This window comes from Aeromonas sp. ANP5, from assembly GCF_963870295.1.
In the GTDB taxonomy this organism is placed as follows: Bacteria; Pseudomonadota; Gammaproteobacteria; order Enterobacterales; family Aeromonadaceae; genus Aeromonas; species Aeromonas veronii.
This window is the reverse complement of the sequence record NZ_CAWMRY010000017.1, coordinates 21,737-36,847: the sequence shown is the minus strand read 5'-3', so window position 1 is coordinate 36,847 and position 15,111 is coordinate 21,737. Positions and strand designations below refer to the sequence as shown.

At 59.0% G+C, this 15,111-nt stretch carries 15 protein-coding genes; 2 read left to right on the top strand and 13 right to left on the bottom strand.

Going from position 1 to position 15,111, the window contains the following annotated elements:
- The first annotated feature begins 135 nt into the window (after positions 1-135).
- Both mltF and AACT07_RS11400 read left to right on the top strand, forming a co-directional pair.
- Positions 136-1,620, top strand: a complete 1,485-nt coding sequence (gene mltF, locus AACT07_RS11405) for a membrane-bound lytic murein transglycosylase MltF (protein ID WP_005344877.1) — start codon at positions 136-138, stop codon at positions 1,618-1,620.
- A 176-nt stretch (positions 1,621-1,796) separates the two neighbouring features.
- The gene (locus tag AACT07_RS11400) at positions 1,797-1,943 is read left to right on the top strand and encodes a hypothetical protein (RefSeq protein ID WP_227273859.1); all 147 of its coding nucleotides are present in this window, start codon (positions 1,797-1,799) and stop codon (positions 1,941-1,943) included.
- 50 nt (positions 1,944-1,993) lie between these two features.
- On the opposite strand, the gene AACT07_RS11395 is transcribed toward AACT07_RS11400, so the two are convergent.
- From AACT07_RS11395 to fdx, 13 genes are all read right to left on the bottom strand, one after another.
- Complete coding sequence (locus tag AACT07_RS11395) at positions 1,994-2,218, bottom strand: zinc ribbon domain-containing protein (protein ID WP_005344872.1); 225 nt, start codon at positions 2,216-2,218, stop codon at positions 1,994-1,996.
- A gap of 123 nt (positions 2,219-2,341) precedes the next feature.
- Positions 2,342-3,838, bottom strand: coding sequence for a ribosome biogenesis GTPase Der (der, locus tag AACT07_RS11390; protein WP_005333794.1), 1,497 nt, complete (start codon positions 3,836-3,838; stop codon positions 2,342-2,344).
- A 74-nt stretch (positions 3,839-3,912) separates the two neighbouring features.
- Positions 3,913-5,097, bottom strand: coding sequence for an outer membrane protein assembly factor BamB (gene bamB, locus AACT07_RS11385; RefSeq protein WP_005333796.1), 1,185 nt, complete (start codon positions 5,095-5,097; stop codon positions 3,913-3,915).
- Positions 5,090-5,740, bottom strand: coding sequence for a YfgM family protein (locus tag AACT07_RS11380; RefSeq protein ID WP_069527797.1), 651 nt, complete (start codon positions 5,738-5,740; stop codon positions 5,090-5,092). The genes bamB and AACT07_RS11380 overlap by 8 nt, the downstream gene beginning before the upstream one ends.
- Positions 5,741-5,743: 3 nt before the next feature.
- Complete coding sequence (gene hisS, locus AACT07_RS11375) at positions 5,744-7,021, bottom strand: histidine--tRNA ligase (RefSeq protein ID WP_005351051.1); 1,278 nt, start codon at positions 7,019-7,021, stop codon at positions 5,744-5,746.
- Positions 7,022-7,159: 138 nt separating this feature from the next.
- On the bottom strand, positions 7,160-8,275 hold the full coding sequence (ispG, locus tag AACT07_RS11370) for a flavodoxin-dependent (E)-4-hydroxy-3-methylbut-2-enyl-diphosphate synthase (RefSeq protein ID WP_005333801.1): 1,116 nt from the start codon (positions 8,273-8,275) through the stop codon (positions 7,160-7,162).
- A gap of 10 nt (positions 8,276-8,285) precedes the next feature.
- Positions 8,286-9,254: a cytoskeleton protein RodZ gene (gene rodZ, locus AACT07_RS11365; protein WP_069527795.1), complete on the bottom strand. Its 969-nt coding sequence runs from the start codon at positions 9,252-9,254 to the stop codon at positions 8,286-8,288.
- Positions 9,244-10,035, bottom strand: coding sequence for a PilW family type IVa pilus biogenesis/stability lipoprotein TapF (gene tapF / locus AACT07_RS11360; protein WP_085943024.1), 792 nt, complete (start codon positions 10,033-10,035; stop codon positions 9,244-9,246). Before tapF ends, rodZ begins: the two co-directional genes overlap by 11 nt.
- A gap of 11 nt (positions 10,036-10,046) precedes the next feature.
- Positions 10,047-11,150: a bifunctional tRNA (adenosine(37)-C2)-methyltransferase TrmG/ribosomal RNA large subunit methyltransferase RlmN gene (locus AACT07_RS11355; RefSeq protein ID WP_005344856.1), complete on the bottom strand. Its 1,104-nt coding sequence runs from the start codon at positions 11,148-11,150 to the stop codon at positions 10,047-10,049.
- 167 nt (positions 11,151-11,317) lie between these two features.
- Entirely contained in the window at positions 11,318-11,746 is a 429-nt protein-coding gene (gene ndk, locus AACT07_RS11350; protein ID WP_005333805.1) for a nucleoside-diphosphate kinase, read from the bottom strand.
- 267 nt (positions 11,747-12,013) lie between these two features.
- A complete protein-coding gene (gene pepB / locus AACT07_RS11345) occupies positions 12,014-13,297 on the bottom strand; it encodes an aminopeptidase PepB (RefSeq protein WP_069527794.1) in 1,284 nt (427 codons plus the stop codon).
- Positions 13,294-14,598, bottom strand: a complete 1,305-nt coding sequence (pepB, locus tag AACT07_RS11340) for an aminopeptidase PepB (RefSeq protein WP_069527792.1) — start codon at positions 14,596-14,598, stop codon at positions 13,294-13,296. Before pepB (AACT07_RS11340) ends, pepB (AACT07_RS11345) begins: the two co-directional genes overlap by 4 nt.
- Positions 14,599-14,771: 173 nt before the next feature.
- Complete coding sequence (fdx, locus tag AACT07_RS11335) at positions 14,772-15,110, bottom strand: ISC system 2Fe-2S type ferredoxin (protein ID WP_005333808.1); 339 nt, start codon at positions 15,108-15,110, stop codon at positions 14,772-14,774.
- Between the last annotated feature and the right edge of the window lies 1 nt (position 15,111).

The following is a 15,111-nucleotide window of genomic DNA, read 5'->3' as shown; positions in this document are numbered from 1 at the left end:
CAAGTTTTAAAGTGGGGGGGAATTGAGACGCGCGTATTATAGGGATCTGGCTCACAGCGGACAAACGTTTTTCTCACTTCGTGCAGTGTGACTCTGCGCACACTCTCTGGTATAAAGGTGCCTCTTTTTTGACAAATGCCGATTTTTTCAACAAAGGTACTCACCTACTTGCGCTGCATTTTTCGACTGTTTATCGGGCTGTTGTTGACGCTGACACTGGTTGGCTGCGACTTCTATAGCCCCTCCAGCCAGCTGGAGCAGATCCGCCAGCGAGGCGAGATCCGGGTTGGCACCATCTATGGTCCCACCTCCTATTACCAGCGTGACGACCTCGCCCAGGGGTTCGATTACGAGCTGGCGCAAAATTATGCCGACTGGTTGGGGGTGAAACTCACCATCATCCCAGTCGACACCACTGACCAACTGGTCACCCTGCTGAAAAAGGGCAAACTCGATCTGGCGGCTGCCGCCATCATGGTCACCCCAGAGCGGCGCGAGCTGTTTCGCTTCGGCCCAGGCTTCTACCAGGTCTCTCCCAAACTGGTCTACCGCAACGGCAAACCCAAGCCTGCCTCGTTAAACGATATCAAGGGCAAGCTGGTGGTGGCCGCCGGCTCCACCGGGGAAGATCTGCTCAAAGAGATGAGCAAAGAAAATCCGAAACTAGCCTGGAGCACCAGCGACAACGCCGATGTGGAGGAGCTGCTCAAGCAGGTGGTGGATGGCAAGATTGACTACACGGTGGTGCAGGATACCGTGCTGGCCCGTACCCAGCGCTACTACCCGGAGCTCACCGAGGGGCTGACCCTGGCCCAGAAGCAGACCGTTGCCTGGGCCATGAGCAAGCTGCCCGATGACAGCCTCTATGCCAGCGTGATCGACTTCTTCGGTCAGCGCTTTATGGATGGTGCCATCGCCAAGCTGGACGAGAAGTACTTCGGCCACGTGCAGAACTTCGACTTTGTCGATACCCGCACCTTCCTCAAGCGCGCCAAGAGCCTGCTGCCCAAGTACCAGCCGCTGTTCCAGACTCACGCCAAGAATATCGACTGGCGTCTGCTCGCCGCCATCAGCTATCAGGAGTCCCACTGGGACCCGCAGGCCCGCTCCTACACCGGCGTGCGCGGCATGATGATGCTGACCGAGCCCACTGCCAAGGCGATGGGAGTCAACGACCGGCTTCATCCGGAAGAGAGCATCAAAGGTGGCTCCCTCTATCTGCAACAGATGATGGAGAAGGTGCCGGATTCGGTGCCCGATGACGAGAAGGTGTGGTTTGCCCTCACCGCCTACAACATCGGTTACGGCCACATGATGGACGCCCGCCGCCTGACCAAAGAGCTCGGCAAGAATCCTGACGCCTGGAGCGACGTGAAAGAGGTGCTGCCGCTGCTACAGCAAGCGCGCTGGCACCGCAAGGTGCGTTATGGCTATGCCCGTGGCAGCGAGGCGCGCAACTATGTTAACAACGTGCGCCAGTATTACCAGAGTCTGCTCTGGCTCGACAACGAGCAGCAGAAGGCACATCAGCGGGAGAGTCTCGACAACGACAGCGAGCCCGAGCTGGCCGAGCGCCCCACCGCCATCGCCGAAGTGGTCAATCAGATCACCATGCGCTAACCAGCCATTATTCGGCTGTTTTCACACAAACTTCTCTGTTACCATCGATTCACATCGGAGCCTATCCGAAATCGCATTGTTTTCATTATGTTGCGAGATTAAATAACAGCAATTTCGGATGGGCTCCATCAATGACCCAAGGCCGGGATGGCCACCTGAGTTGGGAGGAGACCAAGATGCAAAAACGTAGAAAAATCAGTCTGGTCAGAAAAGCGAAGTGCAGCTGGAGCCCCAGACGCAAACTCAAGCTTAATGACATCAAGCGCAACCTGTGGCGCAGAAATCGATCCTATACCCTGCTTATTGCAGAGCACACAGCATAAACCCGGCATTCGCCGGGTTTTTTTATCTTCTTTCTCACCTGATTATCGTCTTACACCAGCGCCGCCTTGAACTGTACCGTCCGCTTGGAGATCAGCGAGTTGCAGTGGTTGCAGAAGTAATCCACTGCGCCGCACGCCTTGAGACGCTCCAGCTCCTGTTGGCAGGTGGGGCAGATGGCCGTGACGCGAACAGGGGCCTGGCACTGGCCACAGGTTTGCTCCTTGCTGCGGGTATCCAGTTCAGCCTGGCATGATGGACAAAGCAGGGCTTCCATAATCAACTCCTCGAAAGTGGATCTGCCATGGTCTTGTTCCATGGCAGATCCCCCTCCCCTTATTCCTCACCTTAACGTGGCGAGGATAACAAAGCGGCTGCCGGTGAGGGCAGCCGCAAGGACTTATTTCTTCTTCATTTTCAGCAGGCGTTTGCGCTGACGTTCCTGACTCAGGGTCATGGTGTTCTTCTTGCCTTCAAACGGGTTGACCGACTCCTGGAACTCGACCCGGATCGGCGAGCCCATGATCTTGAGGGACTTGCGGAAGTAGTTGATCAGATACCGCTTGTAGGAGTCCGGCAAGTCGTTCAGCTGGTTGCCGTGGATCACGATGCGCGGCGGGTTGTAGCCACCGGCGTGGGCATACTTGAGCTTGACGCGGCGACCATTGACCATCGGCGGCTGGTGATCTTCCTGCGCCATCTGCATGATGCGGGTCAGCATGGCCGTGCTGGTACGACGGGTGGCGGACTGGTAAGCCTCCTGAATGGATTCAAACAGATGGCCGACACCGCTGCCGTGCAGGGCGGAGATGAAGTGAACGCGGGCGAAGTCGATGAAGCCCAAGCGACGATCCAGCTCGTTCTTCACATCCTCTTTCACCTTCTGATCCAGACCATCCCACTTGTTCACCACCAGCACCACGGAGCGACCGGCGTGGAGCACATAGCCAAGGATGCTCAAGTCCTGATCGGTGATGGTCTCCTGGGCGTCGATCACCAGCAGGCAGACGTTGGCGTCTTCGATGGCTTTCAGGGTCTTGATAACGGAGAACTTCTCAACCGTCTCGTGCACCTTGCCACGACGACGCACACCGGCGGTATCGATGACCACATACTTCTGCTCGTCACGCTCCATAGGAATGTAAACGGAGTCACGAGTGGTGCCGGGCATGTCATAGACGATGACCCGATCTTCACCCAGCATGCGGTTGGTCAGGGTCGATTTACCGACGTTGGGACGACCAACGATGGCGAACTTGATAGGCAGGTCGGCGAACGGGGTCTCCTTGGTGTCCTCTTTGGTATCGAGTTCACCGGCAGCCACCATGCGCAGCAGGGCTTCTTCGTCGAAGTCCTCCTCTTCCTCATCCTGCGCATCTTCATCGGTAGCGGAGTCGACCAGGGTCTCCAGATGGGGAGCCAGGGCCAGTTCCAGCAGGCTCAGCACGCCACGACCGTGGGCGGCCGCGATCTGGTAAACCTCGCCCAGCGCCAGACCGTAGAACTCGGAGACCGCGGAATCACCGTCGATACCGTCGGTCTTGTTGGCCACCAGAAATACCTTCTTGTGGGCCTTGCGCAGGTGCTCGGCAATAGCTTGATCCGCCGCGGTCAGACCGGCACGGGCATCCACCATGAACAGCACGACGTCCGCTTCTTCGATGGCCAGCAGGGATTGCTCGGCCATCTTCAGCTCGATCCCCTCTTCGGTGCCATCGATACCGCCGGTATCGACCACGATAAATTCCAGCTCGCCCAACTTCGCCTGACCGTATTTACGGTCCCGGGTCAGACCGGGAAAATCGGCAACCAAGGCATCCCGAGTACGGGTCAAGCGGTTAAACAGGGTGGATTTCCCCACGTTGGGGCGGCCCACCAGGGCTACTACAGGAGTCATAAAAGCCTCATTCTCAAGACGACAAAGGCTCCGGGTCCGAAGACCAGGAGCCGGATATTCACATTATCGGACGATCAAGGACGCTTGAGGGCGTACAACTTGCCGTCACGGCTCTGCACATACAGGGTCTCGCCATCCACCAGCGGGGCGGCGTAGAGACCACTGCTATCGAGCTGCTGCATCGCCTTGATGGTACCGTCGGTACGATCAAGCCAATACAGGTATCCTTCCACATCACCCACCACCACATAGTCACCGAAGATGACAGGTGCAGTGACGGTACGATTTTCCAGCTGGGTGTTGGACCACAGCTCCAGACCGTTGCGACGGTCGATGGCAAACAGGTGGCTGCGACTATCGGTCAGCACGATGGCATTTCCGGTCATCGCCAGATCGCGATAGCCGGAATACTTGCGCTTCCACACTTCATCGCCGGTCATCAGTTTACGCGCCATCAACTGACCGTTGTAGGCGATGGCGTAGAGCTCATCACCGGCGATCAGCGGGCTGGCATCGACGTCAACCATGCGGTCCAGCTCGGTAGCACCGCGCGGATCAGCCACCTTGGACTGGCGCACAGGCTGGCCATTGCTCAGCAGGGCGATGCCCACCTTGCCATCGGCACGACCGTAAATCACGGCGCCGTTGGTGATCACCGGTGCACCGGCACTGCGCAGGGTCAGCGGCGGCTGCTCTTCGGAGAGCGACCACTGCATCTTGCCTTCATCAGTGTCGAGGGCGATCAGGCGACCGGAGGTGGTCAACACCACCACACGGCCATCTTCCACCGCAGGGCTTGCCACCACTTCGCCGGGCACATTGGTCTGCCAGAGCACTTCACCGTTCTCTTCGTTCAGGGCGTAGACCACCCCGTTCTCGGAGCCGAGGAACAGCTTGCCGTAACGGGAGACCAGACCACCGGAGAGGCGGGCGCTGCGCTTGTCGGCGTTGACCGGCAGGTCGGCCAGATCGACAGTCCAGAGGCGATCGCCACTGGCACGGTCAAAGGCGCTGACATCGCCGTCGCGGGCCGCCGCATAGATACGATCCTCTTCAACCACCGGCTTGAGCTGGGAGTAGAAGTCACCGATGCCATCACCCACAGTAGATGACCATGCGGTGTCGGCAGTGAAGGCAGATTCAACCTTGGGCAGCGGCGCCATCGGGTTGAGATCCTCTTCGGAACTGAACAGGGAGCAACCCTGCAGAGCGAAGGAGACCGCAGCCCCCAGCGCCACCATCTTGAATAGATTACGCATCCGGTGCCTCACCAGTCGCAACGGCCGGCAGGGCCAGATCGTCCATTTTCAGCTTGAGCTCGGCGCTACCCTGCAGGCCGCCGGCATCCGCCGCCGCCTGATAGGCATCACGAGCCTCTTCGGTCTTGCCCTGCTTTTGCAGCACATCACCACGGGCTTCGGCTACCTGCGCCTTGAAGGCCTCATTCTGGATGGTTGCCAGCTTGGCCAGCGCTTCATCTGCCTTGCCCTGATCATTCAGCACACGGGCCAGACGCAGCGCCGCGATGGGACGAATGCTCTCGTCACCCGTGGTCGCCACCAGCTCCAGCTGCTCGGCAGCCAGATCCAGCTTGCCCGCCTTGACGGCAGCGGCAGCCAGTTGCAACGCGGCCAGTTCACCGTAGGAGTCACCCTTGTTGGCGGTGACAAACTGCTGTGCCTGCTCGAAAGCGGCGGCATCGCCCTTGGCCAGCTGCTCAATCACCTGGTTGTAAGAGTGGGAGGAGGCCTCCATGGTCTCTTGCTGGTGCTGGTTGTAATAGCGCCAGCCGAACAGACCGACCAGACCGATCACGGTCCCGGCAATCACCGAGGTTCCGTTCTCTTTCCACCACTCCTTGATAACCTCAACCTGTTGTTCTTCGGTGGTATAGACTTCCACAGCTTACTCTCCTTTGGCTGCCAGCAGGGCAATGGCGGCGTCAACCTTGACGGTCTGTTGCTCGGCCTGACCACGCAGATATTTGATAGTGATCTCCCCGTTTTGCACCTCGGTCTCACCAAGGATCAGGGCGATTGCCGCACCGCTCTTGTCGGCACGTTTGAGTTGTTTCTTGAAGTTGCCACCACCGCAGTGGCTCATGAGGCGCAGGTCCGGCAGGGCATCGCGCAGACGCTCGGCCAGCTGGAAGCCAGCCTGCTCGGTCCCCTCGCCCACCATCGCCAGATAGACATCCACCGCCGGGCGGATATCGGCGTTGAGCTCGAGAGTTTCCAGCATCAGCACCAGACGCTCCATGCCCATGGCAAAGCCCACGGCCGGGGTCGGTTGACCGCCCAACTGCTCTACCAGACCATCGTAGCGGCCACCGGCACAGACGGTGCCCTGGGCACCCAGACTGCTGGTGACCCACTCGAACACGGTCAGGTTGTAGTAGTCAAGACCACGCACCAGACGCTCGTTCACTTCGTATTTGATACCGGCAGACTCGAGCAGGCGCTTGAGCCCCTCGAAGTGGGCCAGGCTCTCTTCGCCCAGATGGTCGAACAGACGCGGGGCACCCGCCAAAATGGCCTGCACCTTTTCATCCTTGGAGTCGAGCACCCGCAGCGGGTTGCTGTACATGCGGCGCTGGCTCTCTTCGTCCAGCTGCTCCTTGTACTGCTCCAGATAGGCCACCAGCGCATCGCGGTAAGCGGCACGCTCGGCGCTCTGACCCAGGGTGTTGAGCTGCAGGGTGACATGCTCGCTGATGCCAAACAGACGCCACAGACGGTGGGTCAGCATGATCAGCTCAGCGTCAATGTCCGGCCCGTTGATGCCAAACAGCTCGACACCGAACTGGTGGAACTGGCGATAACGGCCCTTCTGGGGACGCTCGTGACGGAACATGGGGCCCATGTACCACATCCGGCGTTCCTGGTTGTAGAGCAGACCGTGTTCGATACCGGCACGGACGCAGCTGGCGGTCCCTTCCGGACGCAGGCTCAGGCTGTCGCCGTTACGGTCTTCAAAGGTGTACATCTCTTTTTCGACCACGTCGGTCACTTCACCGATGGCGCGCTTGAACAGATGAGTCTGCTCGACAATCGGCATGCGCACTTCGCTGTAGCCATAGCTGGCAACGACCTGGCGCAGGATCTGTTCAACCTTCTGCCATACCGGGCTCTGCTCCGGCAGGCAATCATTCATACCGCGAATAGCTTGGATCTGTTTTGCCACGTTGATACTCGAGAAAAAGAGGTAAAATTTGGCCGCATTATAGGGATTTTCCCCCCCAAGGTAAAATCAGGGAATCCGGATGCGGGATTTAAAATCAGTCACCTGGAAAAAGGGCCACCCAATGTGGCCCCGTTTCGCTCACTCCTTGTCCATCGGGATCCGGTTGGCGGGATCCAGCATGGCGGCGCGGGCGCGAATGCGGCGCTCCAGAGTTGGAATGAGATCCTTGTTGTCGAGCCGATCGACCCGCTGGCCCCCTTCATAGAAGGCACTCTTGTTGGCGGCACCTGCCAGACCAAGGTCGGAGACCAGCGCTTCGCCCGGCCCATTCACCACACAGCCGATGATGGAAACATCCATCGGGGTGATGATGTCTTCGAGCCGCTCTTCCAGCGCGTTGACGGTAGCGATCACATCGAACTCCTGCCGTGAGCAGGATGGGCAAGCGATAAAGTTGATGCCACGGGAGCGAATACGCAGGGATTTGAGGATATCGAAACCTACCTTTACCTCCTCCACCGGATCCGCCGCCAGCGAGATACGCAGGGTATCGCCGATGCCGTCGGTAAGCAGCATACCCAGACCGATGGCAGACTTCACCGCGCCGGCACGGAAACCGCCCGCTTCGGTGATGCCAAGGTGCAGCGGCTGTTCAATCTGCTTGGCCAGCAGGCGATAGGCACCGACTGCCAGAAACACATCGGAGGCCTTGACGCTCACCTTGAAGTCCTGGAAATCGAGACGATCGAGATAGTCCACGTGACGCATGGCGGACTCTACCAGCGCCTCTGGGGTCGGCTCGCCGTACTTCTCCTGGATATCTTTCTCCAGCGACCCGCCATTGACCCCGATACGGATCGGAATATTGAGGTCGCGCGCGCAATCGACCACCGAGCGCACCCGCTGCTCGTTACCGATGTTGCCCGGGTTGATACGCAGGCAATCGGCACCGTACTCGGCCACTTTCAGGGCGATGCGATAGTCGAAGTGGATATCGGCAACGATGGGGATGCGGGTCTGCTGTTTGATGAGCCGGAAGGCTTCCGCCGCTTCCATGGTGGGCACGGAGACACGGACGATATCGGCACCGACCCGCTCGATCCGCTGGATCTGCTCGATGGTGGCGGCGACATCTGTGGTCTTGGTATTGGTCATGGTCTGCACGGTAATGGGGGCATCGCCCCCAACCGGTACATTACCAACCATGATCTGTCTGGATTTACGACGAATGATGGGTGATTCGTGAGAAGACATGGGAAACAGATTACTCCTGCGGCAGTGAGAAGCGGGCTGTACGACCGTTGTTGTAACGGCTCATATCAAACGACTGACCCTTGTAGTCAAGCTTGACGGCCATGGGCGCGCCAATGATGAACTTCAGGGGCTCGGCGCCTTCCAGCACCAGCTCGTCGTTGGCCTTCTTCAGACCACTGAACAGGGTCTTGCCGTTGGCATCCTTCACATCCAGCCAGCAATCGGCGGTGAAGCTCATCTTCAGTTGCGGCGCAGTCGCCGGATCAACGACAGCCTCTTCAGATTCAGTGCCATTGGCGCCGGATACCGCAGCATCGGTCGCAGTGCCGACAGCCGCGCTGACATCGTTCGGGGCAATAGCCGCTGAAGCAGGCGCCAGGGTAGCCGTCGCATCGGAGACCACCGCAGGGGCAATCACGTCCGTGGCTGCCGGTGCGTTGGCTGCGCCTTCCACCGGGGCGGTGTTGATCGCATCGGGCGGCGTGATGGCAGGTTCAGCCGGAGTCGAACCGGTTGCACTCATCTCGGTGGCTGCCAGCGCTTCATCACCGGCGGAGCGGCGTGAAGTACTCTGCCACCACCAGGCGACCGAGAGCGCAATCAACACCAGGATCACCAGCCAGGTCACCACCTTGAGCCGACTGTCGTTGGCTTGCTGGCGGGAGCGACGGGAGAAGCTCTGCATGTCTATATTGTCGGGAGGAGTCAGACCCAGCTTGTCGTAAGCAGCCAGAATGGTCTCGTCGGGGATCCCGACCAGCTTGGCATAGGTACGCAGATAGCCCCGAATAAAGGTATGGGAGGTGTGCTTGTCGTAGGTATCCGATTCGATAGCGGCGATCAGGGTCAGACGAAGGTGAATGCGGGACGCAACCTGTTCTCGTGTCCAGCCAAGCTGTTCACGGGCGTTGCGCAGCAATTGGCCTGGGCCTACTGCCTGGGAGTCGTCTTGGAAATCGTGTTGCTGTTCAATAGTCATTGGCTAAATAACGCTTGGCTTGTTGCGAAGTGGGATATTGCCTTACCAGCTCAGTCCCGAATTGGTGAAGTAATGCCGGCTTGTCCATCGCCTGTGCCAGCCGAAGTCTCAACCAGAGACTCTCCTCGTTCTCGTCTGACACATCGGCAAAACGGGCGAGGTAGGACTGCACATCAGGCAGCTTGCCATCTTTCATGGAAAGCTCGGCCAAGTCCAGCAATAACCCTGGATTGCGGGGATTATACCCCAAGGCCAGGCGATAGTACTCGCCTGCTTTATCATTTCTGCGATTTTGCAGCGCACAAAGTGCCGCATTTTCATAGGTATCGGCAATTTTTACATAGCCTGGCTGAATAACAGCCTGGTTGAACGCCTGATCTGCCTCGGCATACCTGCCGCGATCACAGAGGAAGGCACCATAGTTGTTCATTGCGTCAGCATTGGACGGATCCATGGCAAGGGCGTTCTTGTAATGGGTCTCGGCTGCCTTGAAATCTCCTACCTTCTGGTAAAAGTAGGCAAAACCGATCTGGATCTGGGGGTTGGAGGGGTCATACTGGAGGGCGCGGTCAAGATTGAACTTGGCCTGCTCGGCATTGCCCTGACGCAGGTACTGGATACCCAGGTCGAGGCGGGTTTGGGCAGCCGCCTTGAGGTCAGGACCCACTTCACGCTGGGTCGAATTCTGGCCAGCGTAAGTGGTCTCGGTCACACAGCCTGGCAGCGCGCAGAGCGCTGCCACTACGATCAATGTACGTGTATCCATTCCCTGTCTATACAATGGCTTAGCATTTAAACCATTTTGACGGAAATCCCATCCTGTTGCATCCGATTTTTGATAGTTCGCTTGGTACGGTCAATCACGTCACCCACCAGCTGACCACAGGCGGCATCGATGTCATCACCACGGGTCTTGCGGACAATCACGGTGAAACCGTACTCCATCAGCACCTTGGAGAAGCGATCGATACGGCTGTTGCTCGGCTTGCCGTAAGGGTTGCCCGGGAAGGGGTTGAACGGGATCAGGTTGATCTTGCTCGGAGTGTCCTTGAGCACCTTGGCCAGCTCGTGAGCATGCTGCATATCGTCATTGATATGATCGAGCAGCACATACTCGACGGTCACCCGACCACCGTTGGCATTGGATTTGGCCAGGTAACGACGGACACCTGCGAGGAACTCCTCGATGTTGTACTTGTCGTTGATCGGCATGATCTCTGAACGCAACTTGTCGTTCGGGGCGTGCAGGGAGATAGCCAGCGCCACGTCGATCTGGTCACCCAGCTTGTCCAGCGCAGGTACCACGCCAGAGGTGGAGATGGTCACCCGGCGCTTGGAGATGCCAAAGCCGTAGTCATCCATCATCAGACGCATGGCGGGCACCACATTGGCGAGGTTGAGCAGCGGCTCGCCCATCCCCATCATCACCACATTGGTGATGGGACGCTTGCCACCGACCACGCGGGCCGCACGCCACACCTGACCGATGATCTCGGAGACTTTCAGATTGCGGTTGAAGCCTTGTTGAGCCGTGGAGCAGAACTTGCACTCCAGCGCACAGCCAACTTGAGAGGAGACGCAGAGGGTCGCGCGGTCATCTTCCGGGATGTAGACGGTCTCTACCTCCTGATCGCCCACCTGCAGAGCCCACTTGATGGTGCCATCGGCAGAGCGCTGCTCGCGGCTGATCTCGGGCGCCTTGATCTCGGCGATCGCCTTGAGGCGCTCTTTGAGCACCTTGTTGACGTTGGTCATCTGATCGAAATCATCACACCCAAAGTGATAGATCCACTTCATGACCTGATCTGCCCGGAATGGCTTCTCGCCCAGTTCGACGAAAAAGGCACGCATGGCATCCCGATCAAGATCCAGCAGGTTGATTTTTGTTTCGCTCATCAATGGCCTCAGTTCAAACACTTCATCAATTATTGGCTGACGACGTCAGGGGGCGGCATTGTACAAATAATGGGTCTGGCTTTCCACCTGGAGAATAGAGGGATATTGCGTAAACGGCGAAAACAACAAAGGGAGCCGAGGCTCCCTTGGGTCATCATCCACAAAAATCAGCCGCGCGGGCAGATCTCGTTGTCAGAGAAGAAGTAGGCAATTTCGCGGGCAGCGGATGCCGGTGCATCGGAGCCATGCACTGCGTTGCGATCGATGCTCTCGGCATAACAGGCACGCAAGGTACCAGCCAGCGCCTCTTTCGGGTTGGTAGCCCCCATGATCTCGCGATTGCGACGGATGGCGTCTTCCCCTTCCAGCACCTGCACCATGACAGGGCCAGAGGTCATGAAGCTGACCAGATTGTCATAAAAAGGCTTGCCCTGATGCTCGGCATAGAAACCGGCAGCCTGTTCACTGCTCATGTGCAGCATTTTGGATGCCACCACTTTCAAGCCTGCGCTTTCGAAACGGCTATAGATGGCACCGATCAGGTTCTTGCTGACAGCATCCGGTTTAACGATAGAGAAGGTACGTTCGATGGCCATTGATATCTTTCCTTAACTACAGAGTTTTATTGTTAGAATCCATGTTCGCTGGCGATTATACGTAAACAAAAACCGGAAAAACACACAAACAAGCAACTTTTTATTAAACATCACTCCCTTACAATCAACATCCACACTCATCTTGACCGAGCAGAGCCGGAAAATATGTGCGCTTGCGCACGATAGTTACCTTAAGCCGCCAAAACCCCATCTTTTGTTCACAATTCGAACAGCATGAAAAAGGCACCCGAAGGTGCCTTGTCTCGCCTATTTGGCTTCCGCCAGCAAGGCCCGCGCTATGGTGCGCATCCCCAGGGTATTGCCTCCCGGCGCCCAGAGAGCATCGCCGTTGTCACTGAAGCAGGCGGCCAGATCGATATGCAGCCAGCCCATCCCTTCGTTGGCAACGAAACGGGAGAGGAAACCCGCCGCGTTGGAGGCGCCACCCGGCCCGCCCCCCTTCACCGGACGGCTGTTGGCCGTGTCGGCGTAATGGGAGGGGCACTGCTGGCGGTGCCAGGGCTCCAGCGGCAGCGGCCAGGAAGGCTCATGCTCGGCATCGGCATAGGTCATGGCCCGGCTTACCAGCCCTTTATCGAGACCGAACAGAGCATTGTAGCGCCCACCCAGCGCCATCACAGCAGCGCCGGTCAGGGTCGCGGCATCGATGATCAGCGGTGCGCCGGACTCACTCGCCAGTTGCAGGCCGTCGGCCAGCACCAGCCGCCCCTCGGCGTCGGTATTCACAATCTCGACCGTGGTGCCGTTCTTGTAGGTGAGGATGTCGCCCAGCTTGTAGGCGTGGCCGGAGACCAGGTTCTCGGCGCAGCAGAGGATCAGCTTCACCCGCTTGTCGAGCCCGCGCAGCATAGCCAGCGCCAGCGCACCGGTGACAATCGCCGCGCCACCCATGTCGCACTTCATGGTGAGCATCCCCTCGGAGCTCTTCATGGAGTAGCCGCCGGAGTCAAAGGTGATCCCCTTGCCCACCAGCGCTGCCGCTACCGGCGCCTTGGGGTCACGCCCCGGGTTGAAGTCGAGCTCCAGCAATACCGGTTCGCGCGCACTGCCGCGGCCCACCTGATAGAGGCCGACCCAGCCCGCCTGTTGCAGCGCTTCGCCTTTCAAAATGCGATGACTCACCTTGTCCGGGGCCAGCTCGGTAATAAAGGAGGCCGCTTCCACCGCCAGCTCCAGCGGGCCCAACTGCTCCGGGGTGGCATTGGTCATCTCGCGCACCCAGCGGCCGCAGAGCCAACGCGCTTCCAGCTCCTCTCTGTCCTCTTCCGAGGACATGGCCCACTGCAGTTGCACCTCCGCCTTGGGGGTTTGTAGCCCTTGGGCAAAAGCCCACTGCTGTTCACGCTCCCAGTGACCAGTCAGGGTCACTTTCTGGATCCCCTGCTGGCAGAGGCGACGGGCCGCCTGCTGGATATCGAGCAGCGGATTGGCCGTCACCAGATGGATCACCATGCCGTCGGCACGGTGAGAGAGCAGCGCCCCCTCCCCCCACTCGGCCGGTGCAAATTCACGACTTAACCAGACATTCATGCGGTCACCTCCTGCAGCCAGCGGGCGATGGTACGCAGACCGTGCCCCTTGGCGCCGGTCGCCCAGAGATCATTGCCCGATTTCTGATAAGAGGCTGCCAGATCCAGGTGCACCCAACCCTTGCCCTCATCACGTACGAAACGGGAAAGGAACGCAGCAGCCGTGGTGGCACCGGCCGTGCCTTCTGCCGAGGCGACGTTGCCCAGATCGGCAAAGGCCGAGGTGAGCTGGCTGGCATGCCAGGGCTCCAGCGGCAGCGCCCACGCCTGTTCGTTTTCCACCTTGGCAGCGGCCAGCGCACGCAGCTGTTCGGTCTCATCGAGGGCAAACACCGCATTATAATCGCGCCCCAGCGCCATCTTGGCGGCGCCGGTCAGGGTGGCTGCGTCAAGGATATAAGCCGCACCGCTGTCGGAGGCCGCCATCAGGCCATCGGCCAGCACCAGACGACCTTCCGCATCGGTATTCTGGATCTCGACCGAGATGCCGTTCTTGTAGGTGAGGATGTCGCCCAGCTTGAAGGCGTGGCCGGAGACCAGGTTCTCGGCGCAGCAGAGAATGAGCTTCACCCGCTGGTTCAGACCGCGGCTGATAGCCAGCGCCAGCGCACCGGTCACCATGGCCGCGCCGCCCATGTCGGACTTCATCGGCAGCATGTTGTCAGAGGACTTCATGGAGTAGCCACCGGAATCAAAAGTGATCCCCTTGCCCACCAGCGCCGCCACCACGGGGGCATTGCGATCACCGGTCGGGTTGTAGTCAAGCTCCAGCAGCACAGGCTCGCGCTCGCTGCCACGGCCAACCGACCAGATCCCGATATGGCCAGACTCGCGCAGCGCTTCACCGGCGGTGATGCGAGCGGTCACCTTGTCGCCAGCCAGACCGCGGATAAGCAGCAGCGCCGACTCCGCCAGACTCATGGGGTAGATCTCCTCCGGGGTGCCATTGGTGATCTCGCGCACCCAGCGGGTCGCCTTGAGCAAGCCATCCAGCTCGCGGGCATCCGCGTCGCTCTGCTGGCCAAAATCCAGTTCACGCGCTCCCTTGGCGGCGTAGAACCCCTGGGCGAACGCGTAGCGACGCTCCAGATCCCAGCCTTCACCGACCAGCGTCACCCGCTTGATCCCGCTCGATTCGAGGCGACGGGCGGCGCGCTGAACGTTGCGCAGAACATCCTTCTCCTGACCGGCGGCACCAAGATGGATCAGTGCCTCGTCGCCATTGAAACTGAGCTGGGCGCCCTCGCCCCAATAAGCGGCCGCAGCCTGGGTGGATAACGCTACCTTCATCATGTCAGCCATCGTGTTTGCTTCCTTTTTACTGGCACTATGTATAAGCACTCTTTATGGGAAAGAGCTTATTGGCAAAGAGAGAATAACGAATACAAAAAAGGCCGTGCCCCCGAGGGTCACGGCCTTCCACCATATCACTGAAGCACCACAGGATGCTGCACGTGCAATTCACTCATGTGTAATTAATGGCGTTCAGAGGCAAGGTTCAGGGTGTACTTGGGCAGTTCCACCACCAGATCCTCGTCCGCCAGTTTTGCCTGGCAGCTGAGACGGGATTCCGGCTCCAGCCCCCACGCCTTGTCCAGCATGTCGTCTTCCAGCTCGTCACTTGGCTCGAGCGAGTCAAAGCCCTCGCGCACCACGCAGTGGCAGGTAGTGCAGGCACAGGATTTCTCGCAGGCGTGCTCGATTTCGATACCATTGCGCAGCGCAACATCCAGAATGGTCTCGCCGCTTTGCCCCTCGAGGGCGGCGCCATCCGGACAGAGTACGGGATGAGGAAGAATGATCAGTTTTGGCATA